We start from the raw sequence: 25226 nt of genomic DNA on the forward strand, positions 1-25226 counted from the left end.
CAAGATGAAAGTAAAACTGGACGAATTAACAGTAAAATTTAATAACGACCTTTCGGATAGGCTGATTGAGAACTGGAGTTGGTTAACGGGTATGGAAAAAAAAGTATTACTTATTTCTGCTATTGGTGACTTATTCCTAACCGATAACGTTAAAAATGTTTATTGGTTAGACATAGGAGGTGGTGAACTTAAATTAGTAGCTAACAGCATTGAGAGCTTTGAAGAAAAACTTAAAAACATTGATCAATTGAACGAATGGTTCATGATTAACTTAACCACAGACCTAAGACTTTCTGATAAAAAATTAAAAGACGGGCAACTTTACTCGTACAAAAAGTTACCTATTTTAGGCGGTGAATATACCGTAGAAAATTTTGCGCCAATGGATATTGAAGCACATTTTAGGTTCACTGGATACATACACAAGCAAATCAAGAATTTACCAGACGGGGCAGAAATCGAAATTAAGCTGGTTGATTAGGGTAGCAGTAGTGCATAGCAAAATGTTTGTGCCGTGTGATCAAGTAGAAATCGGGACCAAGCAAATAAAAATATGAGAAACTATTTGACGGCGTTGTTAATGTTGTTTACCGCGGGTTTAATCGGACAACCACGTTTCCCTGCCTTAAGCCCTGAAGGAAGTATCCGCCAAAAAGTTGGGTTAACAACAATTTCTGTGATGTATGAAAGGCCTGCCGCACGTGGCCGGAAAATCTTTGGTGACCTCGTTCCCTATGGAAAACTGTGGAGGACTGGAGCGGGCAACTGCACAAAAATCAAAGTCGATCGTGATGTTGTGATAAGCAATAAAGTCCTACCACCAGGAACTTACTCTTTATTGACTATTCCCGGTCAAAGTGAATGGACAATTATCTTAAACAGCGACACAACGCTTTATGGCACTGGGGGATATGATGAAAGTAAAGACGTCGTTCGGTTTAAAGTAAAACCGGAAATGACAGGTAGGCATTATGAATCATTCACCATAGACATTGATGTGGTACAAAATGATGCCGAGCTAAATCTTTCCTGGGAGAAAACCCGTGTAGCTTTTAAAATTAAAACAGAAACCGATCAGTTGGTTATGAAAATGGTCACCGAGGATCTTCTGTCGGGAAAAATCAAAGACCCTCAATTGCTTGCGATGGGTGCAGAATATTACTACTTTCTCGATCGAGACTTGGAAACCGGGATCGCATTAATTAACAAAGCATTAGAATACAAAAAGACTTCCTGGTACTATGCACTCAAAGTGGATCTTTTAACAAAGCGTAAACAGTATACAGAGGCGATCGAAACCCTCAAACTTAATATAGATTATGTAAAAACAAATCCCGAAAAATGGACGGAAGAACAGCTGAATAATGTGCTAGAAGGACAGGAAATACAAATGAGAGAATTACAGAAAAAAATCAAAGAAGTACATCCTGCTTACGGTAAATGATTCTTGATGACTTTGTACAGAAATTTAATACTGATCAACAACACGGTTATATTTTTTATAATTGGCCTCTTTACAACTATCAATTGTATTGGACAAAGTAATTTAGTCGATCCCCTTAAACAACCTATCCCGGGTTTACTACACGCCGATCTGGCTTCTGTTAAAATGAGCCAGGACACCATCGAAAAAGTTATTCAATTGATAAAGACAAATCCTCCCAACGACTTTAGGGGTCTGGTGGTAATTAAGGACAATAAATTAGTTGTTGAAGAATATTTTAATACCTATTGGAGAGAGACAATACATGATATTCGCTCTGCCGGAAAAGGTGTTACGTCGCTACTTTTAGGAATTGCTATTGACAAAGGTTTAATAAAAGACACCGAACAAAGTATATACGATTTTTTTCCTCGCCCAAAATTTACCCAACCTGATCAAGGAGCGCACCGGGACATAAAAATCAAACACCTGCTAACGATGTCTTCCGGATTAAACGCGGACGATAACGATGACCACTCTCCGGGTAATACCGGGAACTGGCTGATGAAAGACAACTGGGTAGACTTTGCACTTTCGCTTCCAATGATTTTTACGCCGGGAGAAAAATATGTATACAACGATGTTTGCCCAATGCTGATTGGCGCAATCATAGAAAAGACATCGGGTAAAAAATTATCGGACTTCGCAAAAGAAAATTTATTCTCGCCGCTTGGCATAAGAGAGTTTTATTGGTACACCGCTCCAAATGGTAGCACTGGGCCAATGGGGAACTTGTATATATCAACATTAGACTTTGCTAAACTTGGACAACTCGTAATCAATAAAGGTCAATGGCAAGGGAAAAAGATTGTGAGCCCGACATGGATTCAAGAAATTTTCAAAAAACGATTCGATATATCAAAGGATGATCCATTTGCTAACGGTTATGGATACTTTTGGTTTTCGGCTACCAAAGAAGTCAACGGTAAAAAATATGACTGCGTTTATGCATCTGGAAATGGGGGTAATCTGTTGTTTGTTGTGCCCAGTGAAAATTTGGTAGTAAGTCTGACTTCAAGTGCATACGGGCTGGGATACGGGCATCACCGCTCGCGCAATATCTTTAGATACGTATTGGGCTCATTGATGGATAAATAATTGAATGTTATTGATGCGCACGAAACACTACGTTGATTATAGAAAGGAGAATGAAAAATTTCTGACATTTTTGAGAATAGTTGCAACGGGATGCCTGGTCGCTGGTCTATATGGAATCATTCATGACCAGTTGACTTACACGATTTCACCTGAATACTACACCAAGTTTAAGTTCTATCAGTTTGGGTTTGCCGACGAAGGAAGCGAAGTGATTTTTGAAAATCCAAGACTTTATGTTTCATTGGTGGGATTCCTGGCGACATGGTGGATGGGAATTCCGGTTGCTACAATCTTGGGGCTTTTCAGTCTTCACTCAGACAGAAGTAAAATGATTGACATGGCTATGAAAGGGTTCATTGTAACAATGATAATAGCATTCGTCACCGGGCTCTACGGACTTTACGAAGGCTACACCTATTTGGCGCACCAGCCAAAAGAGAACTTTGGGCGATGGTTTATCCCTGATAATTTAGTGGACTTCAAGAGCTTTATAGCAGTAGGCTCAATGCATAACCACAGTTACCTGGGAGTATTTTTTGGACTCTTCGGTGGAATTGCCTATGTAGGTTGGCAAAAGGGAATAATGAAAATGAAACAACGAAAGGAAGTCGGTGCATGAATGATAGTGCTATAAAGGTGGATGTTATAGCAAGTGATTTGTAGAGTAGTGATGCACAACGGAGCGAGCGAAAAATGGTAATTGCACGTGCCGACCTCCATCAGGCGGACTTTCTATCGATACAGGACCATATGATGCAAAGATGTATTCTCGATGAAGATCAGACTTACTTACCAGGCATGGCATTAATTCACCCAGTAAAAAAAACGATTACTAATATTTATTGTAAATTCGCCACGAGTTCGTTCTTTACTTCATAAACACTCATAGCCGTTGTGGTTTCCCTTGGCAGGGAATTAAAAAGGAACCGTGTGTAATTCACGGGCTGTCGCGCAACTGTAATCCCGTCTCGATCTAATCGAGATAAGCTTTGTTCAAGAATGCCATTGTTCACTTACCCGTGAACGAGAAGGCGGGCAAAGTCGGGAAAGCCAGGAGACTTGCCTTCAACGTATTGACTTTGCTTTCGCGGACTGAAGCTATTGTCAGGCATTGAATCACAATATCATCTCCTTCTGTAACGGGGGTATATGCGCTTTCCTGTCTGTTTCATTTTCGTGTAAGCAATACGTTTAGCTCCTAAAGGCGTGCTATTCTAAATTTATTGTTTCACTTAAAAGCAACAAACATGCTTACGCACAACCTCGGTTACCCGCGAATTGGTAGCCAACGCGAATTAAAAAGAGCCAGCGAAAATTATTGGGCTGGAAAGTCAACCCTCAAAAACCTTTTACAAGTAGGGAAGAACCTGCGCCATGAAAACTGGCTGTTACAAAAGCAGGCAGGGATTGATCTCATACCCTCCAATGATTTTTCTTTTTATGATCAGGTACTCGACGCGTCCCTCATGGTAAACGCGATTCCTGAGCGTTATCATGAAGTGATCCTGAACAAAAACAATTCCGAGCTCGACTTGTATTTCGCAATGGCGCGTGGTTACCAAAAAGATGGTCTGGATGTTACGGCGATGGAGATGACCAAATGGTTTGACACCAACTACCACTACATTGTCCCGGAATTTCACAAGGATCAAAAATTTAAATTGTTCTCAACAAAAGTTATTGATGAGTTTTACGAAGCCAAACAGCTCGGCATTATTACCAAACCAGTATTGATCGGTCCGGTGTCGTATCTCTTGCTAGGAAAGGAGAAAGAAACTGGGTTCGAACGGATTGACCTCATAAAAAATCTGTTGCCTGTGTATATCGAACTTCTAAGGAAACTCGACAGGCTTGACGTACAGTGGGTACAGTTTGATGAGCCTTTTCTCGCTTTAGATCTTACTGAAAAGGAAAAGAAGGCATTCAGTTTTGTTTACTCCGAAATCAAAAAAGAGTTTCCTTCATTAAAAACACTGCTCGCCACGTACTTCGAAGGGCTGGGCGAAAATACGGCGTTGGCAGTATCGCTCCCTGTTTGTGCGTTGCATATCGATCTCGTGCGCAATCCTCAGGAACTTGATGTAGTGCTTCCGTTGCTTCGCGAAAAGATGTCACTTTCACTGGGTGTTGTAGATGGCCGGAATATCTGGATCAACGATTATTCGAAATCACTTTCTTCCATAGAAAAAACACTGGGTGCATTAAAAGATCACCGCGTCATGATTGCTCCGTCGTGTTCTCTTATTCATTCACCGTGCGATCTTGAACTTGAAACCAACGACACCATTCTTCCGCCGGAGATCAAAGGCTGGATGTCATTTGCAAAACAAAAATTGCGGGAGCTCGCCGAGCTGAAAGAACTTGCGATGTCACTAGACCGGTCATCTGCTTCGTATCTCCGTAACCAAAAAGCAATTGGCGATAGGAAAACTTCCGCCTTGATTCATAACCCTGCTGTTAAGCAACGCGTGGCTGCAATCACCGACGCCGACGCAACTCGAAAAAGTACATTCACCATCCGGAAGAAAAAACAACAGCAATCACTCAATCTTCCATTATTCCCGACAACAACCATTGGCTCATTTCCGCAAACTGCCGAAGTAAGATCGTGGCGGGCTAAGTTAAAAAATCTAGCCCTTTCGCCTGCTGAATATGATACGCTTATCAAGCAAGAAACAGAAAAAGCAATACGCTGGCAGGAAGCGATTGGACTTGATGTATTGGTGCATGGCGAGTTTGAACGAAATGATATGGTTGAATATTTCGGTGAACAACTCAATGGATATGTCTTTTCTAAAAACGGTTGGGTGCAAAGTTATGGATCACGCTGTGTAAAACCGCCGATTATCTTTGGCGATGTGTCGCGGCCAAAACCGATGACCGTATATTGGTCATCTTTTGCACAGTCGCTTACTAAACGTCCTGTTAAGGGAATGCTTACAGGTCCTGTAACTATACTGCAATGGTCTTTCGTGCGCGATGACCAGCCCAGGTCAGAAACAACATTTCAGATTGCACTGGCGGTCCGAGATGAAGTGCTTGATTTGGAAAAAGCAGGTATCAAGATCATTCAAATTGATGAACCTGCTATTCGCGAAGGGTTGCCGCTGAGAAAATCGGATTGGCACAATTACCTCGCGTGGGCTATAAAAGCATTCCGGATTTCGGCCAGCGGTGTGAAAGATGAAACCCAAATTCACACGCACATGTGCTATTCTGAATTTAATGACATCATTCAAAGCATCGCTGATATGGATGCCGATGTAATTACGATAGAATGCTCTCGTTCACAGATGGAGCTTCTTGATGCTTTTGGGCAATTTAAATATCCGAATGATATTGGCCCGGGTGTGTACGATATACACTCGCCACGCGTGCCATCACGTGAGGAGATGATTTTCTTGCTCAACAAAGCAAGGACGGTTATTCCGGCAGCACAGATTTGGGTCAATCCTGATTGTGGTTTAAAGACACGGCACTGGAATGAAACAAAAAAAGCATTGATTGAAATGGTAGGTGCCGCCAAAGAACTTCGAGAACCTGTCGTCGTTTGATAACTAACAGAGGAGGTCATTCTCAAAAAAAGTGTGACCTCCTTTTACAATTATGATAAAACACGAAGAAAAAACATGTCAACGATGCCATTCACCTTTTGAATGCAAGGTGGGCTCAATAACATTATGCCAGTGCAGTGCGATTACCCTTACCGTTGATGAGCGAAATTATATGGCTCAGAAATTCAGTGATTGCCTTTGTGCCAAGTGTATGCGAGAAATGAGAAGTGAGTTTCACTTTAAAAGGTTTACAGGCAAAATGAAAAAGCTATTACGGATGGAATGAGGGCTTAAGATTGAAATAGTTGAAAGTATGCGATTGGTGTTCTCATGACTATTTGTAATTGTGCTATTAAATGTATTCATCAGGCTGGCATTGAGAGTTACAGATCTCGTATGCCTTTAACGGCAATATCAAATAGCAAATGCTGACGCCATCATTGCGTCTTGCTGGCTGTTAATATCATTCACCCGTGCGAAAAACCGGGCTGTAGAATTGCTTCTGGAATCTGAACTGCATAAAGCCCATCGTTATAGTATTGTTTTGCAAGGAATGATTAATGTGTCATGTGCATTTTTGTCTTGTGAAATTATCATATAACGTAGTTACGATGACCGTACAGTTTTGGTGTAAAAAAATGAAGTAGGACAAAAAATATGACTTAAGACGCCCTTACCAAATGTTAATTATTTTTTTCTAAGTCTCGTCCTAAAATTGTCTTTTCAGCCAATCCTTCTCCCTATTGAGCAAATAAAAGGCATTAACCCTTAATATCTCTACTAATTTTCTGTGCGCTTCTTTCCGTATAATTACTGATAGGGGCTCAATTTTTAATAAAAAAATCTGCCAATCCTACGAGCGTATTGTGGGATGGTATTGATATGTGCAGTAAGATTTTAATGCAGTCTACCTTTGGTTTGGAAAAAGTAAGAGACTCAAGAAGAAATTGAAGGAGCCTCTGCCTAGAAAAAAAGAAGAGACTATCCCTATATGTTTCTTCTGGTTTTTTTGAGAAGAGAAACTAGCCCATTCTCTAACCTTCAAAAGGAACATCATTTTCCTACTAATCCGTCCGTTACTGACGCAAAGCCACCCCCGGTTATTTTTTGCGTAATGAATCAAATTAAACATAAGTGAACTATGAAAACAGTGAGAACACGAGCAGTGCTCTTTAGCATTGCTTTTTTCCTCGCGTATTTTTCTACACTGGCGAACGGATTCTTTTCTGAGCCAATGAAGGATTATACGTTGCAGACGTTGTACATCTTCAATTTTGCTAAGTATGTGGAATGGCCGACGGCAACGCGATCGATAAAGATCGGTGTTGTTGGTAATACCTCTGCCGAGGACCACTTGGTAAAAGTGGCAAAAGCCAAATCGTCGGCTGGCGTTGAAATTAATGTAATCAACTCCTTGAATGAATCAGACCTTGGTTCCTGTCAAATTATTTTCGTGCCTGTAAACAACACAAAGTTGGCAGACCAGCTTATCGAAAATTTTAATAACCGGCCAATTCTGATCGTTACTGAAGAAGCGGACTTCACGCAAAAAGGCGCCTGTGTCAGCTTTAAAATAGTGTCTGGCAAACTAAGATTTCAAATTAACGAGGAGGCCATCAAGTCCAGGGGGCTAAAAGTATCTGGCGCCCTTTCTTCATTGGCTGAAAAATAAACACAAACCAAATTAAACAAATGCATACTATGAAAAAAAGTTTACTAGTACTCTATCTGCTGGGGCAGGTATATTATTCCGGGTACGCGCAACAAGAACAAATTTCGACGGACAGTCTTTATAATTTGTCACTCGAAGAATTAATGAACATAGACATTACAGTGGCGTCCAAAAAGTCCGAGAAGCTTTCAGACGCGCCCGGAGTCATATCGGTTTTAACGCGTGAGGACATCGACCGCTTCGGCGGACTATCTTTAAGGGATATTCTTGAACGCGTTCCGAGTCTTACGCCAACTTCAGGTTTCTGGACGGATCGCAATGCAATTGCTTCACGAGGGGATATGGTGAAATTTTCATCTAGCCACGTGTTGATTTTAATTGACGGCAGGCCTACACGCGAAATCGTCGAAGGTGGTATTGTTAGCGATATGCTGGGTGCCTTTCCTGTTAACATCATTGAACGCATTGAAGTTATTCGTGGTCCTGGGTCTGTACTTTACGGATCTAATGCCATGTCCGCTGTTATCAACATTGTAACGAAGGAAGTTGAAAGAAACAATGTAGCGTATAGCGAAATCCGTGGAAAGGGTGGTGCGAATGGAAGAACCCTCAATGGCCAATTCGCAGTGAAAGATTTGAAGGTAACGCTGGCAGGTCGTATGCTGGAAAAGGAAGTTCGGAATTATTCATATACTTATCCGGTAGCTGATTTTTTTGGTGTTGTATCTGATACAGCTACGATTACTGGATCAATCCCTGATAAGTCCGCGGGTGCATTCGTTAATGTTGCGTACAAAGGACTAAGACTAAGCACTTCTTTACAAGATTATCGAACAGGATATCTTGAACAAAATGTATTTGGTCTGAACAAGTGGACAAAGAATTTTTATAACGCAGGTTATGATTTTAAGCTCACAAGCAAATGGAATTCGTCATTCAACGTCACGATGAACCGGACGACCATGCAGACTGGTGAGCCAGTTAATATCAAGAGAAAAGGTACGGACCAGGTGATTGAGTGGACCAATTATTTTACGCTGAGTGAACGAATGAATTTGGTTACTGGTGTTTTGTATAATCACATGAAGGGAAAGGAAAACAGCACAGATCCAACTTCAGGGATAGATACAATATCCTACAACTCGCGGGGCGCTTATGCATTGTATGCTCAATTAGACTACTGGGCTATGCCGAATAAACTGAAATTGATTGCAGGTTTTCAGGCAAATAAAATGGAGAAACTTGATCTCGATGTTGTTCCGCGCGCAGGGTTGATCTTTTATCCGACGGAACGCATTAATATAAAGGCATTGTATGGTAAAGCTTTCAGAGCGGGTACAGTAAATGAAACTGGTATAAACTATCTGGGTTTCTTCGTTGGTAATCCTAACCTGAAACCTGAACACCTTGAGAACTTTGATTTCGGTGTTAACTATCAGGGCAAAAAACTTACCGTGGGCGTAAATTATTTCCATTCAACACAAAAGAACAGCATTGTTCGGGGTACAAAAATGAATGCGGAAGGAAATCCGGAGTTGATGGATTTGGGGGGTGGATTCTTTTTCCCGATCACGACTTATAACAATATTCAGGATTTCTCCATCCAGGGTTTGGAACTTGAAGGAAAATATTATGTAACGAAACAGCTTTATTTTACAGGCTCTATGTTATATCAAAAAATCGATTCCGATCCTATCCTAACTAAAAATATGTTTGGCGGAACGGACACCACACAAGTAAGAACACCGATACCAAATTTCGGATTTAAGGCTGGTTTAAGTTATACGGCAAGCCGTGGTGTTACGGTAAGTGTTTTTAATATTTATCAGGGTGAACTGAAAAAGAATCTGTATCCACAGAACGGATTAAATTCTGTAAATGCTTCCAGTAGCCACAACGTATTGAATCTGTATGTCAACCTGGACTTTATGAAGATGTTCAACATAGACTCGAATAAAAAATTGTCGTTGTTTATGCAAGGTGAGAATATGCTGGACGAAAAAATCTGGGCTAATCATGAAGGTACAATTACGCCATATGTAGGCGGAAGATCAATCTATGCAGGGATAGTCGTAGGTTTGTAACTTGTCACCATTTTTAAAAAAACAAGCAGGCACAGTTGTGTTCTGCTTGTTTTTCTTTAACTGAAAATTTATTCATCGACTTTATTATGGGTTCACTAAATTTCTTTAAAAAAACTTTAGTAAACGGAATCATTATCATGAATCACTTCAATGGTTAATCCGTTGAGTTTTTCGTCAACCATCATCTGGCATGCCAATCTGCTATTTGACTTTACAAATGGCATTTTACTAAATGTTGTGTTTTCATTTCCTTCCCTCGTCAGAAGTTCTCCGTCGTAATCTACAATGAGAATATGACAGGTGCCGCATCTACCTGTTCCCTTGCATTCGCCAAAGTTTTCAAGATACACCTTGTCATAAATAAGCATCATCAGATTTCTGTATTCATGTGTGTAGGTATCAAGCACAAACGTTTTGCCTTCGCAATTCAAAAAAAATTTTATAGCGTCTTTTTTAGCTGGCATACCTTATCAGAGAACAACGCTATCATACGGCGGCGTTTATTTGATCTTCAAGCGATATAGCTTTGGGAAATAAAATATTGTTTTCCAAATGAATGTGAATATGAAGATCCTTTTCATATTCATCCAGCATTTGGTAGGTAACAGCAAATGTGTTACAGGCATCTGCAGGTATCTGATAGTTATTTGTTAAGGCGGCGAGTCGTCTGAACTTTTCACCTTCAATCGCATGATCATCCTTCATCATTTCTACCGGATTAGTTACACTTCCAAACAGTGGCGACGTCAGGGGAGTAGGAGCGTCTTTATGATGCTCCAATTTTTTAATATAAGGAAAAAGCATAAGCTCTTCCTTCTTCATGTGTACCGCAAGTTCACCGCCGATTTCGAAGAAGATGTTTCTGACTTCAAGTAGCTCGGGATGACGCGAGCCATGTACATGGTAGATTTTATCAAGGTAAGCTTTTATAATTGGCGTCTTTTCTTCGACATACTTGTGGTGCTTCTTGCAAATGTAATCGACAAGTGAGTCTAATGGCCATGAATCAAAATTAACGCCGTCACCTTTTTCTGTATTAATTTGTTGCAATTCTTTGCTTACAAGTGCAGGATCAACTTTGCTTTCCTTACAGGCATCATCGAAGGTTCTATTACCCATGCAACAAAAGTCAATCGCGAACTTTTCGAACACTGCTGCTGCTTTGTAATTCTGTTTTACAATTTCTCCTAATGTTAATGTTCCAATGTTTTCCATGTGTTAGTAGTTTACGTCTTGAAGTTTATGATCAGATAATTCTTATTTCTGATAAAGTTATTTATTGATGTTCAGTCCGCTGTTCATGAATCCGTCTATAAAATGTGTGTGCCATAATCATGGCTCTGGATTTCGCTTCGTCAGCCACAGACCTGCAAAATGCTCTTCTACGGTTTCATAAAATAGTTTTATCCATTGTTCGAAATGTAGTCCGTCAATAGGAAGCATGGCATGTTTCGCGAAGGGATTTCCAACGTATTCGCGAACTTGGAATAGAGCAGCATTCCAAAAGCGATACATGGTGTTTAAGTGAGGTTGCCAGTCACCAGTAATGCGAAGCGCAAACACCGGAGCCAACAGTTCATCTTTTCTGACTTTTGCATAAAAATGATCGACCAGGAATTTTATATCCTCAATGCCTTTGATGTCTTGTGTCATATGCTTAATGAAGTAATTAAATAGTAGGCGGCCCATCCAGTAAACAGGATACCAAGCGCCCAGATCCATGACGGTATGCTTCGCGGGGTCTCACTGCCGTCAATCAGAAAACGGGTCTGGTCGCCTTTCCCATAAGCGTTGATCATCAGTGGTAACACGCCATCTACGACATCATTTTGCTTCAGACCTTCAATGGCAATAGCTGGGCCGTTGCGTACCGTAAAAGGGACAATTAATATTCCTTCTTTACCCAATGGATCCTTGCTCACAACTTTGAATGTATGTTGACCGTCAATGAGTTTTCGCGTGTCAAAGTCAAATTTTACGGGTGTATCAAATTCGCCGATAGGTTGCGCCGCGTCATCAATGAAAACCAATACCTTACTTTTTTCACTCATATTTAGTCGAGGTTAAATATGCTATACTTGATGTGTTCCTTTTCCTGTTCACCGGGGCGAACGATCCATTTGACGGAATAATAAAGTGATATCATAACGATAATGATTGTTATCCAAACCACCACGTAATCCCAATCACTTTGTGGTCCGGCTCCATGTGTGATTCCGCTCAATACTTTTGGTTGTTGTTTTTTACAAACTTCGCATGCGACGGAAACAATATTCATCAGCATGAACATTGGTAATAGCAGTAATTTTAGTCCCCGTTTCATAGATCTGGAGTCTGTGTTTTAATAAACGTCATGATCTTTTCAACCTCTTCCACGGAAATCTTTTTGCCGTTGTTTCCCCAGCTGGATCGCTCGTGATTTATGATTGCCGTCACTTCATCGGGTTTAAGATTGCTGTTCATTCCAACAGGCGGCATCTCTGCGTACTCATCGCGTGCATTATAACCTCTCATGATAATATCGATCAGTATTTCCGGATTATCGTCCAACACGACAGCGCTTCCTTTCAAAGGAGGGAAGGCTCCTTTTAAACCTTCGCCGTTCGCTTGATGGCACGCCAGACAATTGTTTGCATACAGAAGTGCGCCGTCTAATTCTGAAGCATCCTTGGAAGAAGTATTGATGTCGGATTTTTTTTCATACAAGAATGTTGGAGCAGGAGTGCCGTCGGGTAGCGGCATTTGTTTAAGTGACTGGAGATAGGAAACCAATGCCAGTGCCTCTTTTGTAGCTACTAATTTTTCATCTGGTCTTCCCTCAAATCCTTCCGGGAGGTTTACAACTTTATCGCTAATGCTTATGTTTTCTTTCCACTCAAACAGCCATGGGTAAGCCGGCATGATCGATTCTTCGATTACAGCGCGGGGATTATACAAGTGTAGCAAATGCCAATCAGCACTAGGCAATCTGTTGCCAATGTTGGTAAGATCAGGTCCTGTTCGTTCTGTTCCCATCAAAGTAGCGGTATTCATCCACCAATGCATTCTAACGTTGTTCGCATAATCGGCGGCAATACTTGGACGTGGTCCCCATCCTTTATCCATATCTACATTACGAACCTGTTGCGAATGACAGGATACGCAACCATTGGCAATAAAAATTTGTTTGCCGGCGAGTGCATCGCCACTCAAGGCTTCACTTCCTGGCAAAGGTGCGTTGTTAGTTTGATTATTTATGGCCGGGAGAATTGCCACCATGACCGAAAGACCTGCAAAGAACAGAAAAGCTACGCCAAACAATTTTTTATGATTACTGAATATTTCCATGCTTATACTTTTCAATTGTAGAGAAATGCTTCATTCTTCACCTGTGCTTCTTTAATTTTTTCGAACGCAATCGTCTTCATATCAACTTCCTTCTTTGGCACTATCAGGCGGTAGAAGTTGTAGGCGAAGAAGAGGTGAGAAAGCCACATCAATGAGCCGCCGATCGCGCGCCACAGCCAGTACGGCGCCATCATTTTCACACTGTCCATGAAAGGTTTTCCATCCATCCACATCAAACCTTTTAAGGTTCCGCCAATCATGAGGGGAATAGAGTAGAACAGCAAACCAATGAACGCCAACCAAAAATGAGCGCCCACCATCAGTTGTGGTGGCTCACTGCCTGTTAGTCGCGGAACGAGTGCATAGATACTTCCCCACAATAGGAAAGCAACGATTCCATACATGGTAATGTGAGAGTGTGCTACAGTAAAGTCAGTAAAATGCCAGAGCAGGTTGGTATACCGGAATGCTTCCGCCGTTCCCTGGAAAGACCCCGTGAAATAAAAAACAATGCCCACTGCATAGAAGGGGAGTGTATAGCTATTTCCAATCTTACTCCAGTCGCCTTTGAAAGTCATGACGAAGTTGGTCGTGCCCGCCGTTACAGGAATGAGCATACCCATGCTTCCTACAATCGCTACAGTTTGCAACCACCAGGGTATGGAACTGAACACAAAATGGTGTGTACCGATTAGTGTATAAAAAAGAATTTGTGTCCAGAATGCCAGAATACCCAGACTGTATGAATAGATGGGTTTGTTCAACTGCTGTGGAAGAAAATAATAAACAATACCCAAGCTAAACAACATAAACCACATGCCTACTCCCTGGTGCATGTAGTAACCTTGTACGATTGTTTCGCCTAAACCATTTTGCCACGTTGGCCAATAAGCAATGAATGCAATAACCACCGTAAAGATGATGGCGGAAACGATGTACCAGTTAGAGATATATATTTCGTGTGTCGTTCGTTTTGCAATGGTCTGAATAAAATTGATCAGTGTAATGATGAGTCCTGCTCCAAACAAAGCCATGACGGGCCAGACGTATTCGCGGTATTCCCCGCCACCATTGTTGATTCCCGCCATCAAAAAAATAGTTCCGATAATTACAGAGGCGTTAATGAGTAGCAATGCAATCCATCCTTTTCTCAAACTGGCAATAGGTGTATTGCTGACAACGGAGACAACGTAATGCCCAAGTCCAATCATCGCCAAGGATGACCAACCCCAAAATACAGCATTCGTATGAACGGGTCTTAATCTTCCAAAACTTAACCAGCTAACATGGTCAACATCCGGTGAAACAAATTTAATCCCAAGATATTCTCCCACCGTCGTTCCGAACACGAGCCAAAAGATAGCCGTGCCTAAAAACCATAGAATTAATGAAGAAAACTGTGGATCTATGTTTGGTCTCTTCAGAGCTTTCTTTTTCGTTGCGACAAAATGGATACCCGTATCGTTGGTTGGGCGCTGAATAATGCCTTTACGATCTTCGGGTACAATAATTCCTGCTAGTTCTGTATTGCTAAGTCGGTACTGTAGTGATGCTTTTCTTTTGAGCAGCAGTGGCTCAATCTCTTGTTCTTCCAGGTGAAGAAGGTAATCAGCCAGTTGTGCAGCTTCCCGTTCCTTTTCTTTCGCATGGTAACGAATAATAACCTTATTGATTTTGAATATAAGAAACAGGACGAGAAGGAAGAGCGGAATCAGAATGAGGACCAGTGTAATTATAATGCCGGGTTGACTTAACAACGTTGTGCCCGATCCGGAGATAGGCGCTGCTAAAATCGGATGAGTTACAATAATGCCTCCAAAAAGAAGAGATACTTTCTTCAAAGACGATGACCGAGCAAGCTTGTTCTTATTTTTCCGCGCATCCAAGAGAATGTCGATTTCCTCGTCATTCAATTCCTGAAGATTTAATTTGACGAAGCTGCTAACATCTTTTTTTAGAAAATGCCTTGTAAGGGTACTTCTGATCTTTAGTGCGGTCCATAAAATCAGACTAACCAAAACGATAAATATTGTAGTGATCACCAGTAACCACGGAAACATGCTTGCCGGTTTCAATGGTTCGGCTGCCACAGGAAGGGCCATTTGTAAAAGGATTATTGATACGGCATAATATTTTGATTTCAACTTCATATTACTCAATTGCTTTATATAATAAAAGATAAAATTGTCCTTTAATTAGTCAAAAATTTTATGCCCGCTTCAGGTGGATAAGTTTTTTATTCAGGCTTTCTGAGAATTCTTCTACGTAAGTCGTCTCTAGCATAGTTTTTAATTTTATGCGAATCGCTTTGAATTCATAGTGAATAGGACAGGGTTTGTTCTCATTACATGCCTTTAACCCAAGTCCGCAGCCTGTAAATAGTTCATTTCCATCAATTGCAGTTACAACTTCGGCGAGTGAAATTTTATCACGACCCGTGTCCATGTAAAAACCTCCGTGTGGTCCTTTAATAGATAGAACAAGTCCCTTACGACTGAGATCTTGTAAAATTTTTGCCATAAAAGGTTCCGGTGAGTCAATGCTTTTTGAAATTTCTTTTATGCCCACACGTTCTCCCTCTTTGGATTTTTGGGCGATGTACATCATGGCCCGGATTCCGTATTCGCATGCCTTTGAAAACATTGATCTGGTGATTACGCTACAAAGTTAATCAGTAATTTTAATAATAAAAGACAAAAATATCTTTATTTCAATCGATAGTGGTCAGTAATGGTAAAATGTACTTCTTGATAAACTGGTTATCGTTGTGATAATTTCAATTGATTGTTATTGAAACGACAGATGCGACCTGGAGGTTTAGGAATTTCAATACTCCATTACTGACTTTGTACGAACTATTCATTGTATTTAAATTATTGTTCTGTTTAATTGATATAGCTCAATAGGTCTACTTTATACAAGTTTATTAAATTAGTATTAGAATGACATTGAAGTTAGTGGGGAATATACCCGGACTGGCTTCTGCAGACTAAAAAAAATAATACCGCACTGGGAACATTTGTTAGCGGCATGGAAATAAATAAAAAACATAAAAGCATGAGGCTCATCCCTGGAATATTAATCGTTCTAGTTGTTCAACTTTGTTATGCCCAGAAGATCACTGGCTTTTGGGAAGTATTGGAAGTTAAAGTCGGAAACGATATCAAAACGCCCGTTGCAAAATGGACGAGGATAAACGAAGATGGTACTTATCAATCTGGAAACGGATGGATTCAAAACTCAGAAGGTACCTGGAATTTTGACAAAGCCAATAATTCGTTTCTACCAACGGAAACCAACGGTATAAAGGACCCGTACGGCGCGTTTAAAGTTTCTTACCTAAAGGACGAGATGATTTGGGAACGGGCCGAGGATGAAATGACCGTGCGGGTGAAATTGCAACGAACCTCCAGGCTGCCTAAATCAACGGGTGACCTGTTGGTTGGTTTATGGGATTTAAAAGAAATTCTTAGAAACGGCAAATCGGAAAAGTCGAGCTTCGACCCTGATGATAAGTATTACATTTTTATCCGATGGGATAGGGTGTACGTGGAACGAACTTCGAAGGGTGAAAAAGCAAGCGGTTTCTGGCACATCAATGGTCATCGGCCCGAAGTTACTTTTTTCAAAAATACACAGGGTAGGGAGGACGACGTGTGGAACGTTTCCGTAAATGAGCAAACATTGAAAATGGTTGGCATCTCGGATTCTAACCGCGGTGTCGAATTCATTTACATAAGGATTAATGATTTTCCTAAATAGTATACGCGTTCTACCGCCATTGATAAAATCGTGGTGGAAACATTGTCCGCCAAGCATCGTAATTTGGTTCAGGGTTTACTAATTTTCCGTTAAGATTCAACTGTAGGAAATGACAATTCAAAAATTTCAACCCTCTGCTGTTCTCGCTCCATTTGTGAGTGCACTTATTATTATTGAAAGCGAACTGGAGGCGTTGAATAAAACAATCCCCGACACAACAATGGTCATGTCATTCCGGTATAAGGGAAATGTAATGAGAATGGAAGGCGAGAGACCGGAAACATTGTTCTCGTCCAACGTTGCGGGCATTCGAAAAACAGTCCGCCACTTTCATTATGACAACAACACTGGTAACCTGTTGGTGATTTTTAAAGCAGGTGGATTCAATGCCTTTAGCGGAATTCCCGCCCATGAATTGTTCGGGTTAAATGTTGAGGCTGGAAATTTCTTTCAACCCACGGAGCTGGATGAAATCCTCGAGCGCCTCCATGCAGCGCCCTCTAATGATGTACGGGTTCAAATCATAGAGTCGATCCTCACCAACAGACTGATCATCCGGAAGCCGGATTTAATGGTCAAGAAAGCCATTCAAATTATCCAGAGTCATATTGGAATGATTCGCATAAAAGATCTGGCGGCAACGTTATCCAGCAGCCAGGATTCATTTGAAAAACGTTTTCGGGCTCAAGTAGGTTGTTCACCAAAACAATTTGCTTCTATCGTCCGGTTGAGAAACGTGATTAATAATTTTCAATCTTTTTCTTCGCTTACCGAATTGGCGTACGCCGCAGGGTACTTCGACCAATCACACTTTATCAAAGATTTCCGGTTGTTTACAGGACAGGCACCGAAGGATTTTTTTAAATCCTCTGGCTATTGGTAAATCAATGATTTTTTACAATTCTTCCGTTCGTGCCGAAGCTACTTTTGAAAAATCAAAAAAGAAAGAAGTATGGCAACAATTGGAACAAATAGCAAAGATCAGGTGAGCTTTATTGATAAGTTCATAATCCCTACCGAAGCGAAAAGTGAGTTTTATGAAAGAATGCGAATCAACAGGCAGTTCATAAAAACATTGCCCGGTTTTTTAGGTGATACAGTTTATGAAAACAGGGACCATGACGGCAACCTCAATTGTATCACGATCGCCCTATGGGAAAGTATGGATGCAGTCAATAACGCAAAGGAACTGGTTCAGGCTGAATATAGAAAACAAAACTTTGATCCTTCTAAAATGATGGCCCGATTAAATATTAAGATGGACAGGGGAATTTACGGGGATGTAACGGACGAGCACATTACCGAATAATTTCGTGCACCTCTCTAACGAACAAAAAGGGGAAGCTGAGAGAAAGCCTGCAGACACCGGGGTTTATTTTTAGTTTTTTAGTCATCGAGAGTTTCATCTTTTTGATTAACTTCTTTGATTATTGAATATTTTTCAAATGAGGAAACTATCGTTAAACAAAGCCTTCATGCTGTTGGAGCCCGGACCGGTTGTGCTCGTAACAACAGCAGATAAAGGCAAAAACAATATCATGACAATATCATGGCATATGGTTATGGATTTCACTCCCCGGTTTGCCCTGTTGACGGGGCCTTGGAATTATTCCTACAAAGCGCTTATCAGGACAAAATCATGTGTCATTTCTATTCCAACGGTGGATATCTCTAAAAAGGTTGTCGGAATCGGGGTATGCTCAGGATCAGACACCGATAAGTTTAAGAAATTTGATCTTACGCCTGTTAAAGCAAAATCAATAGACGCACCGTTGATAAAAGAGTGTCTGGCGAATGTCGAATGTCATGTAACTGACCATATCAAAAAGCATGATATTTTTGTGCTTGAAGCTGTTCATGCATGGATTGACGTAAATCGAAAGGAACGCCGAACGATACATGCCAATGGCGATGGCACTTTTGTGGTGGACGGCAGGGTCTTAAATTATCGCAGGTTGATGCTTCCCAAACTTCCTCCGGGTGTGTAACGTTTGAAGGCCCAGATTTTTTTCATTACAGATGTGGATGATTTTTGACTATAATCTGAGTAAATTTTATTTCTGAACCTTGATAATAATTAAACGGTAATTGGAATCAAAAAGAATGCAAAGGAGTTTTCCAGACGCAGAAGGATCTGCTTCCATTGTCAAATGCAAACGGGATAGGAGCTGGGAATGGTTGAGAAGAGATTTTATTTGTGCGTGATAATCATCATATCATAACCAGCCTGGATACCGAATGAAACAAAAGGAAGCAGTAGCGATGATTGAAGCCGCAGTGCCAAATGAAATCGAAAATAATATTTGGGCAGATCTGGGTTGCGGAAGTGGCACGTTCACCAAAGCCCTATCCGTTTTGCTAGGAGATGGAAATAAAATTTTTGCTGTCGATAATACGAATCAGCACATAACATCTTCAGACAGAAATAGTGCCCAAATCGAATTTATCAAACTTGACTTTGTTAATGACATGTTTCCATTCTCCATGCTCGACGGTATCCTAATGGCAAACGCTTTACATTATGTAAAAGACAAACCTGCTTTTATTAGTAAGATAAAGAAGCACCTCAAACCCAATGGGCAATTGATCATCATTGAATATGAAACTGAACAAACAAATCCATGGGTACCTTATCCCATACGCTTTGATAATTTGCGAAAGGTCTTGTTGATATCTGGGTTTATTCAAGTAGAGAAAATTGGGGAAAGAGAATCGATCTATCGTTCGGGCGGAATGTACGCGCTCAATGCCGTGCATGGGAGCAATGATTCGTAACTCTTCATCCGTAAAGTAGGGTTTGCGTTGCTATTATACGAAGAATAATATTTTACCTGGAAAGTAGCAGATATCACGAATAGGTCGTCGACGTCCTCTTACTTGCCATACCGCTTACCGATCACCCAATCACCCGAATACCAATTACCACTTTACAACCAACCTCATTCCGACCTCAAACTCTTCACCGGATTCATTGTCGCCGCCTTTATTGCCTGGAAACTCAAAGTTAACAGCGCTACCAAAATTGCTGCCGCTGCCGCGAACGCGAACATCCACCATTCAATAACAATGTGATATTCAAACTCCTGCAACCAGCCTTTCATGATATAATACGCCACTGGCCCTGCCAATAGTGTTGAGATAATTACAAGTCTCATAAAATCTTTTGACAGAAGTGTTACTATCTGTGAAACGGTGGCGCCTAAAACTTTTCGGATACCCACTTCTTTGGTTCGTTGTTCCGCTGTAAACATTACCAGACCTAATAGACCCAGGCATGAAATTAAAATTGCGAGAAAGGCGAAGTATGCCGAGAGTTGCTTAATTACCTGCTCGCTTTTATACAGGTAATTATATTCTTCATCTGCAAACTGATGAGCAAAAACAAAATCCGGATTTTAGTTTTTTGTGAAGCGTTTCAAGTGCCTCGACTGCAACGGATGTTTTTTCTGGTGCTGTACGGATAAGGGCATAACCCCAACTTGCCCCCTTGTGCAAGCGAAGCACCAATGGATTAATTGGTACGTGAAGGGAACTAAAATGGAAATCTTTAACGACCCCGATGATGGTGCCTTTCGTTTCCCAGAAGGTGAGTGGCATCCCAATCGGGTTTTTATAGCCGAGAACCTTTAATGCTGTCTCATTAATAATATAACTTGCTGAATCTGCATGATCCTCTGAGAAGTCGCGACCGGACAGCAACGTTGCCTCCATGGTTTTCATGAAGTCATAACCGACAGATGCCTGCGTAAAAGTTGGTCTTGTATCGGGTGATTTACCTTCCCATTCAACGCTGCCGGTAGTGTTTGCTATTCCCACCGGCCGTTGAGAAATATGGCTGATGGATATAATTCCAGGTTGCTGCAAAGCTTCATGTTTGAATGTGTTAAAATTTGTAGAGAGTGTTCCGGATAATCGCAGGTATATTAGATTATTCTTCTCGTATCCCAGATTTTTGTGGTGAATGAAATCAACTTGTTTAGAAATCACAATCATGCTCATGATAAAGATCATGGATAATGCAAACTGAAGTATCACCAGTCCTTTTCGAAAGATGATGGAGGAAGCGTTGTCTTTTAAACTATTCTTAAAAACTGAAACAGGTTTGAATGAGGACAAGACAAATGCAGGGTAGCTTCCCGAAATAAAGCCTGTAAGGAATGTCAGTATTGTCATGCCGATCCAGAATTTTCCATCGCCGAGCGGGGAAGAAATATTTTTTTCAGTTAACAAATTGAATTGCGGTAAAAGAGTGTAGACGAGCATGATGGAAAATAACACGGCGATGGCCGTAAACAAAAAGGCCTCTAACATAAACTGAGTTATCAATGTCGTTTTGACCGCTCCAATAACTTTTCGTACGCCAATCTCTTTGGCTCGTTTCAACGCGCGGGCTGTGCTGAGATTCATAAAATTGATGCAAGCGATCAGCAGGATAAAAATGGCTACGCCTGTGAATAATTGTACATATTCTATTCTTCCACCAGAGACATAGCCATTCTTAAAATTCGAATGAAGGTATTTTTCTTCGAAAGGTTGTAACCCGAGCTCTAGATGTTCGAGATCCGAATACTGTTTATCATAATTTTTGAGAAAGTGGCGGATCTTGGAACGCAAAGCCTCAGCATTTGCGTGTTCCTGCAGCATGACGAAAGTAAAAGGACCACTATTGTTCCAGTCTTTCACCCAGCTATTCCGCTCCATGAATAGTTCCCAGCTGATGATGTACTCAAATTTTTCAGATGCGTTATTTTGCAAGTCTTCAAAGACAGCAGTCACTTTCAGGTCTTTGTAATTTTCAAACCGCAACCCCTTGCCCATCGCTTCTTCAGGGCTGCCGAAAAAATTTACAGCCATTTTTCGCGATATCGCAATGCTCTCCGGCGTTCTTAATGCCGTTTCTTTTGTTCCTAATAATAAAGGATGGGAGAATATTTTGAAAAAGTCTTCACCCGCAAAATTACCAGGCAGTTTCATCTTATTATCATCTACGGAAAATAGATTGTATTCAAGCCACCCGTAGTTGCAGGCATATTGCACTTCCGGCAAAACTTTTTTCATTTCGTCTGCCAATATTCCAGGCGTGTCATAACCTCCATTCACTTCGGTGCCAGAATATTCACAACTGGTAACGGTGTAAATTCGGTTTCCATTTTCGTGAAATGCATCCATACTATATTCATCCAATACCCACAATGCAATAAAAATGGAACAGGTAAGTCCGAGTGACAACCCTGAAATGTTGATAAGCGAAAATACTTTTTGTTTGAGGATATTTCTCCAACCTGTTCTAAGGTAACTTTTATACATGCCGTATGCGTTTAAATTTTTATAGCCTTCGCTTGGTTTGATGATTCCCGGCCTGAAAAGCAACAGAACATCAATGATAAAATGACGGTCTGCTTTTCTTTTTCCATCTTCTTTCAATCGTTGATGATACAATTCCATCAAATCACCTTCGATATGTTTCTGCAACTTCGGATGACAATACCATCTGAAGAACCTTAAGAAGAGTTTTGGAGGCAAATTATTTTTCATCTTTTACTTTTGTGCCCATCCAGGATTTACCTGACAACCTACATACTACTTGCCGAACCGATTACCAGATTACCGCTTACCTGATTACCGATAACTCACTCACTCCGATCTCAAACTTTTAACAGGGTTTGCCAACGACGCTTTCAACGCATGATAACTGACAGTAGCCAAGGTGATGATTAATGCGAAACCTCCAACTACCAGAAAAATCCACAACGCAATGTCTGTACGGTATTCGTATTTCATTAACCAGTTATTCATGAAATAATAAGCGATAGGGGAAGCAGCGCAACAGGATATCAAAACTAAAATGATAAAGTCCTTTGACAAAAGCTTCCAGAGATTAGCTACAGAAGCTCCTAGTACTTTTCGGATTCCGATTTCCTTAACCCGTTGTTCTGCTATGTAGGATGCTAAGCCAAACAATCCAAGGAAGCTGATGAAGATTGCGAGTGCGGCAAATATTCCTGCGAGTTTTCCAACTTGGTTTTCAAGGGCGAATTTTTTATTGAAATCCTCATCGACAAAAGTGTACTCGAAAGGTTCGGCCGGATTATGCTTTTCAAAAATAGGCTGCATCGCTGTCAGCACTTCTTTTAGATCTGTGTTCTCCTTTACCCTAACTAATATTGTGTTGACAGCTTCTGCGTTGAAAAGTATTACGCCGGGCGAAACGGGTTTAAATGGATCCCGCATTAAGAGATCTTCTACGACTCCTACAATGGTTACTTCGCGGTCGCCAGATTTCATAGTGCGGCCTATGGGATCTTTATATCCGATAACCTTCAGCGCCGATTCGTTTAAAATAATTCCATTGGAATCACTTGCATGCCGGATGGAAAATGGTCGTCCTAATTTAAATTTCAATCGCGCGACTTTTTCGAAATCCCATTCGGTCATTAACGCCTCAAGAGCAATCTGTGAATCGGGATCTTTACCTTCCCAGGAGAAGTCACTCCACACGTTGTAGACAGCTGTCATAGGACTTGAGGTAGTGGCCACGGCTTCGACATATCCTGTGGTCAACAGGTCTTGTTTTAATGCGGCGAAATTTAAGTACAAGTCCCTGCTGGCATTTATTGAGATAAGGTTGTCAGGGTTATAGCCGATCGAACGGTTTCGGGCATACTCGACTTGCTGAAACACAATTATCGTGCTGGTGATCAATCCTACTGAAATGGCAAACTGCGATACCACCAGTACCCTTCTAAAAGTAATCGGACTCTTACCCTGCTTAAATATTCCTTTTAATACTTTTACAGGTAAGAAGGAGGAGAGGTACAAAGCGGGATAGCTACCGGCAACTAAACCTGTAATGATGCATATTCCCAATCCGAAGATCAGGATAAAGCTGTTTTCAACGCTAAGATTGATATTTTCAAAGCCAAGTGTTTCCAGGTAGGGTAGCGTAAGCGTTACGATGCATATTGAGAATACGAAGCCGATAAAAGCTGTAAGCATAGACTCGCTGAGAAACTGTGATATAATTTGTGAGCGCTGAGATCCCAATGTTTTTCGAATGCCAACTTCTTTCGCACGTTTCTGCGATCGCGCAGTGCTCAGGTTCATAAAGTTGATGCAAGCAATCAATAACACGAAACCCCCAATGGCACCAAACAGCTTTACATATTCTATTCTGCCGCCGACGTTCACCCAGTTTTTGTAGTCGTTGTACAAGTGCCATTTTTTTAACGGATGAAGAAATAGCGTCTGATTTTTGAGCGTATTATCCTTATCCATGTTGAGGGTCTTGATTTTTGCTGAAAACTCTTCCATGGATACACCATCCCTCAGTTCCACTACGTTCATTAAGAAATTGTTACTCCAGTTTGTCCTGTTATTATTAATAAACGGAGAATTAATTGCTTCGAATTCATAGGGTGCCAAAAAATCAAATTGAAGCGTTGAATTAGGCCGCACATCTTTTATGACCCCGGTAACTTGCAGCTCAAACTGATTATTGACTTTAACAGTATTCCCCATCGGATCAGTTGTACCAAATAGAGCAATTGCCGATGATTCGGTCAGAATGATTGAATTTGTATTTTGCAAGGCCGTTTTGCCGTTACCTTTTGCAAACGATAAAGAAAACATTTCAAGGAAATCAGGATCCACAAACCTACCCGTTGTGCTGACAGTCCGATCTCCAGCCATAAGACTTAATTTACGTTGGTAGCTGACCTTCGATGCTCTCTTAACTTCTGGATAATTATTTTTTAGCTCGTCGCAGAGAGGATAAGGCGTTGCTTCCTGTGTGTTTCTTTCGTCGTTAAAGAAGGTGTTCTTTTGAACAAGGGCGATCCGATGGGCATTGACATAGCTGGAGTCGAAGCTTAATTCGTGCTGTATCCACAAGGCAATAACCAACGTGAAGGCCATGCCCAGGGCGAGTCCAGCAATATTAATGAAAGAATACCCTTTGTTTTTCAAAAGGTTTCTCCATCCGATCTTTACGTAATTTTTAAACATAGCAGTGTTGTTTAAAGCATGATATTTTCCTCGTGACCTTACAATGCCCGGTCTGAAGAGCAACAAGACATCGATGACAAATTGTATATCAGCTTTTGTTTTTCCTTTTATTCTAAGTTGTTCATGGTATACCTCCATCAAATCGCCTTCAATATGTTTTGCCAACTTCGGATGGCAATACCATCGGAAGAATTTTAAGAACAGTTTGGGAGGTGAACTATTTTTCATTTTTTACTTTTGTG

At 41.0% G+C, this 25226-nt stretch carries 23 protein-coding genes and 1 riboswitch; of the genes, 12 read left to right on the top strand and 11 right to left on the bottom strand.

Annotation, left to right across the window (positions count from 1 at the left end; genetic code table 11):
• Positions 1–4 precede the first annotated feature (4 nt).
• The 7 genes from P2W71_RS11665 (at position 5) to P2W71_RS11695 (ending at position 9891) form a co-directional block, all read left to right on the top strand.
• Positions 5–481: a T6SS immunity protein Tdi1 domain-containing protein gene (locus P2W71_RS11665; protein WP_276371087.1), complete on the top strand. Its 477-nt coding sequence runs from the start codon at positions 5–7 to the stop codon at positions 479–481.
• 72 nt (positions 482–553) lie between these two features.
• Positions 554–1444: a DUF2911 domain-containing protein gene (locus P2W71_RS11670; protein ID WP_276371089.1), complete on the top strand. Its 891-nt coding sequence runs from the start codon at positions 554–556 to the stop codon at positions 1442–1444.
• Positions 1445–1450: 6 nt separating this feature from the next.
• A complete protein-coding gene (locus P2W71_RS11675; RefSeq protein WP_276371091.1) occupies positions 1451–2581 on the top strand; it encodes a serine hydrolase in 1131 nt (376 codons plus the stop codon).
• 13 nt (positions 2582–2594) lie between these two features.
• Positions 2595–3200, top strand: a complete 606-nt coding sequence (locus P2W71_RS11680) for a hypothetical protein (protein ID WP_276371093.1) — start codon at positions 2595–2597, stop codon at positions 3198–3200.
• A gap of 259 nt (positions 3201–3459) precedes the next feature.
• Positions 3460–3663: riboswitch (cobalamin riboswitch) on the top strand.
• 165 nt (positions 3664–3828) lie between these two features.
• Positions 3829–6135, top strand: coding sequence for a 5-methyltetrahydropteroyltriglutamate--homocysteine S-methyltransferase (gene metE / locus P2W71_RS11685; RefSeq protein WP_276371095.1), 2307 nt, complete (start codon positions 3829–3831; stop codon positions 6133–6135).
• Between the two features lie 1141 nt (positions 6136–7276).
• Positions 7277–7807, top strand: coding sequence for a YfiR family protein (locus P2W71_RS11690; protein ID WP_276371097.1), 531 nt, complete (start codon positions 7277–7279; stop codon positions 7805–7807).
• Positions 7808–7836: 29 nt separating this feature from the next.
• Positions 7837–9891, top strand: a complete 2055-nt coding sequence (locus tag P2W71_RS11695; RefSeq protein ID WP_276371099.1) for a TonB-dependent receptor — start codon at positions 7837–7839, stop codon at positions 9889–9891.
• Between the two features lie 116 nt (positions 9892–10007).
• Here P2W71_RS11695 and P2W71_RS11700 read toward each other — a convergent pair whose 3' ends face one another.
• The 8 genes from P2W71_RS11700 to P2W71_RS11735 all read right to left on the bottom strand — a co-directional run bounded on the left by P2W71_RS11700 (position 10008) and on the right by P2W71_RS11735 (position 15861).
• Entirely contained in the window at positions 10008–10355 is a 348-nt protein-coding gene (locus P2W71_RS11700) for a 2Fe-2S iron-sulfur cluster-binding protein (RefSeq protein WP_276371102.1), read from the bottom strand.
• Between the two features lie 22 nt (positions 10356–10377).
• Complete coding sequence (ric, locus tag P2W71_RS11705) at positions 10378–11106, bottom strand: iron-sulfur cluster repair di-iron protein (RefSeq protein ID WP_276371105.1); 729 nt, start codon at positions 11104–11106, stop codon at positions 10378–10380.
• A 117-nt stretch (positions 11107–11223) separates the two neighbouring features.
• Positions 11224–11544, bottom strand: coding sequence for a group III truncated hemoglobin (locus tag P2W71_RS11710; protein ID WP_276371108.1), 321 nt, complete (start codon positions 11542–11544; stop codon positions 11224–11226).
• Positions 11541–11942: a cytochrome C gene (locus P2W71_RS11715; protein ID WP_276371110.1), complete on the bottom strand. Its 402-nt coding sequence runs from the start codon at positions 11940–11942 to the stop codon at positions 11541–11543. The genes P2W71_RS11710 and P2W71_RS11715 overlap by 4 nt, the downstream gene beginning before the upstream one ends.
• 2 nt (positions 11943–11944) lie before the next feature.
• Positions 11945–12214: a hypothetical protein gene (locus tag P2W71_RS11720; RefSeq protein ID WP_276371113.1), complete on the bottom strand. Its 270-nt coding sequence runs from the start codon at positions 12212–12214 to the stop codon at positions 11945–11947.
• The gene (locus tag P2W71_RS11725; protein ID WP_276371115.1) at positions 12211–13218 is read right to left on the bottom strand and encodes a cbb3-type cytochrome c oxidase subunit II; all 1008 of its coding nucleotides are present in this window, start codon (positions 13216–13218) and stop codon (positions 12211–12213) included. The genes P2W71_RS11720 and P2W71_RS11725 overlap by 4 nt, the downstream gene beginning before the upstream one ends.
• Positions 13219–13229: 11 nt before the next feature.
• Positions 13230–15368 carry a cbb3-type cytochrome c oxidase subunit I gene (locus P2W71_RS11730; RefSeq protein ID WP_276371117.1) on the bottom strand — a complete coding sequence of 713 codons (2139 nt, stop codon included), beginning with the start codon at positions 15366–15368 and terminating at the stop codon, positions 13230–13232.
• Positions 15369–15426: 58 nt separating this feature from the next.
• Positions 15427–15861 carry an Rrf2 family transcriptional regulator gene (locus tag P2W71_RS11735; protein WP_276371119.1) on the bottom strand — a complete coding sequence of 145 codons (435 nt, stop codon included), beginning with the start codon at positions 15859–15861 and terminating at the stop codon, positions 15427–15429.
• 414 nt (positions 15862–16275) lie between these two features.
• Here P2W71_RS11735 and P2W71_RS11740 point away from each other — a divergent pair, with 414 nt between their 5' ends.
• From P2W71_RS11740 to P2W71_RS11760, 5 genes are all read left to right on the top strand, one after another.
• Positions 16276–16980 (top strand): hypothetical protein, encoded by a 705-nt coding sequence (locus P2W71_RS11740; protein ID WP_276371122.1) that lies wholly within the window; start codon positions 16276–16278, stop codon positions 16978–16980.
• Positions 16981–17089: 109 nt separating this feature from the next.
• On the top strand, positions 17090–17863 hold the full coding sequence (locus P2W71_RS11745; RefSeq protein ID WP_276371124.1) for a helix-turn-helix domain-containing protein: 774 nt from the start codon (positions 17090–17092) through the stop codon (positions 17861–17863).
• Between the two features lie 69 nt (positions 17864–17932).
• Positions 17933–18289 (top strand): hypothetical protein, encoded by a 357-nt coding sequence (locus P2W71_RS11750; protein ID WP_276371126.1) that lies wholly within the window; start codon positions 17933–17935, stop codon positions 18287–18289.
• 136 nt (positions 18290–18425) lie between these two features.
• On the top strand, positions 18426–18968 hold the full coding sequence (locus P2W71_RS11755; RefSeq protein ID WP_276371128.1) for a flavin reductase family protein: 543 nt from the start codon (positions 18426–18428) through the stop codon (positions 18966–18968).
• Positions 18969–19218: 250 nt separating this feature from the next.
• Positions 19219–19755, top strand: coding sequence for a class I SAM-dependent methyltransferase (locus P2W71_RS11760; protein ID WP_276371130.1), 537 nt, complete (start codon positions 19219–19221; stop codon positions 19753–19755).
• Positions 19756–19919: 164 nt separating this feature from the next.
• Here the strand turns inward: P2W71_RS11760 and P2W71_RS11765 are convergent, their stop codons facing one another.
• From P2W71_RS11765 to P2W71_RS11775, 3 genes are all read right to left on the bottom strand, one after another.
• Entirely contained in the window at positions 19920–20231 is a 312-nt protein-coding gene (locus P2W71_RS11765) for an FtsX-like permease family protein (protein ID WP_276371132.1), read from the bottom strand.
• A 106-nt stretch (positions 20232–20337) separates the two neighbouring features.
• The gene (locus P2W71_RS11770) at positions 20338–22515 is read right to left on the bottom strand and encodes an ABC transporter permease (RefSeq protein ID WP_276371135.1); all 2178 of its coding nucleotides are present in this window, start codon (positions 22513–22515) and stop codon (positions 20338–20340) included.
• A gap of 99 nt (positions 22516–22614) precedes the next feature.
• Positions 22615–25212: an ABC transporter permease gene (locus tag P2W71_RS11775; RefSeq protein ID WP_276371137.1), complete on the bottom strand. Its 2598-nt coding sequence runs from the start codon at positions 25210–25212 to the stop codon at positions 22615–22617.
• Between the last annotated feature and the right edge of the window lie 14 nt (positions 25213–25226).

This window comes from Chryseolinea sp. H1M3-3, assembly GCF_029360725.1.
Classification (GTDB): domain Bacteria; phylum Bacteroidota; class Bacteroidia; order Cytophagales; family Cyclobacteriaceae; genus Chryseolinea.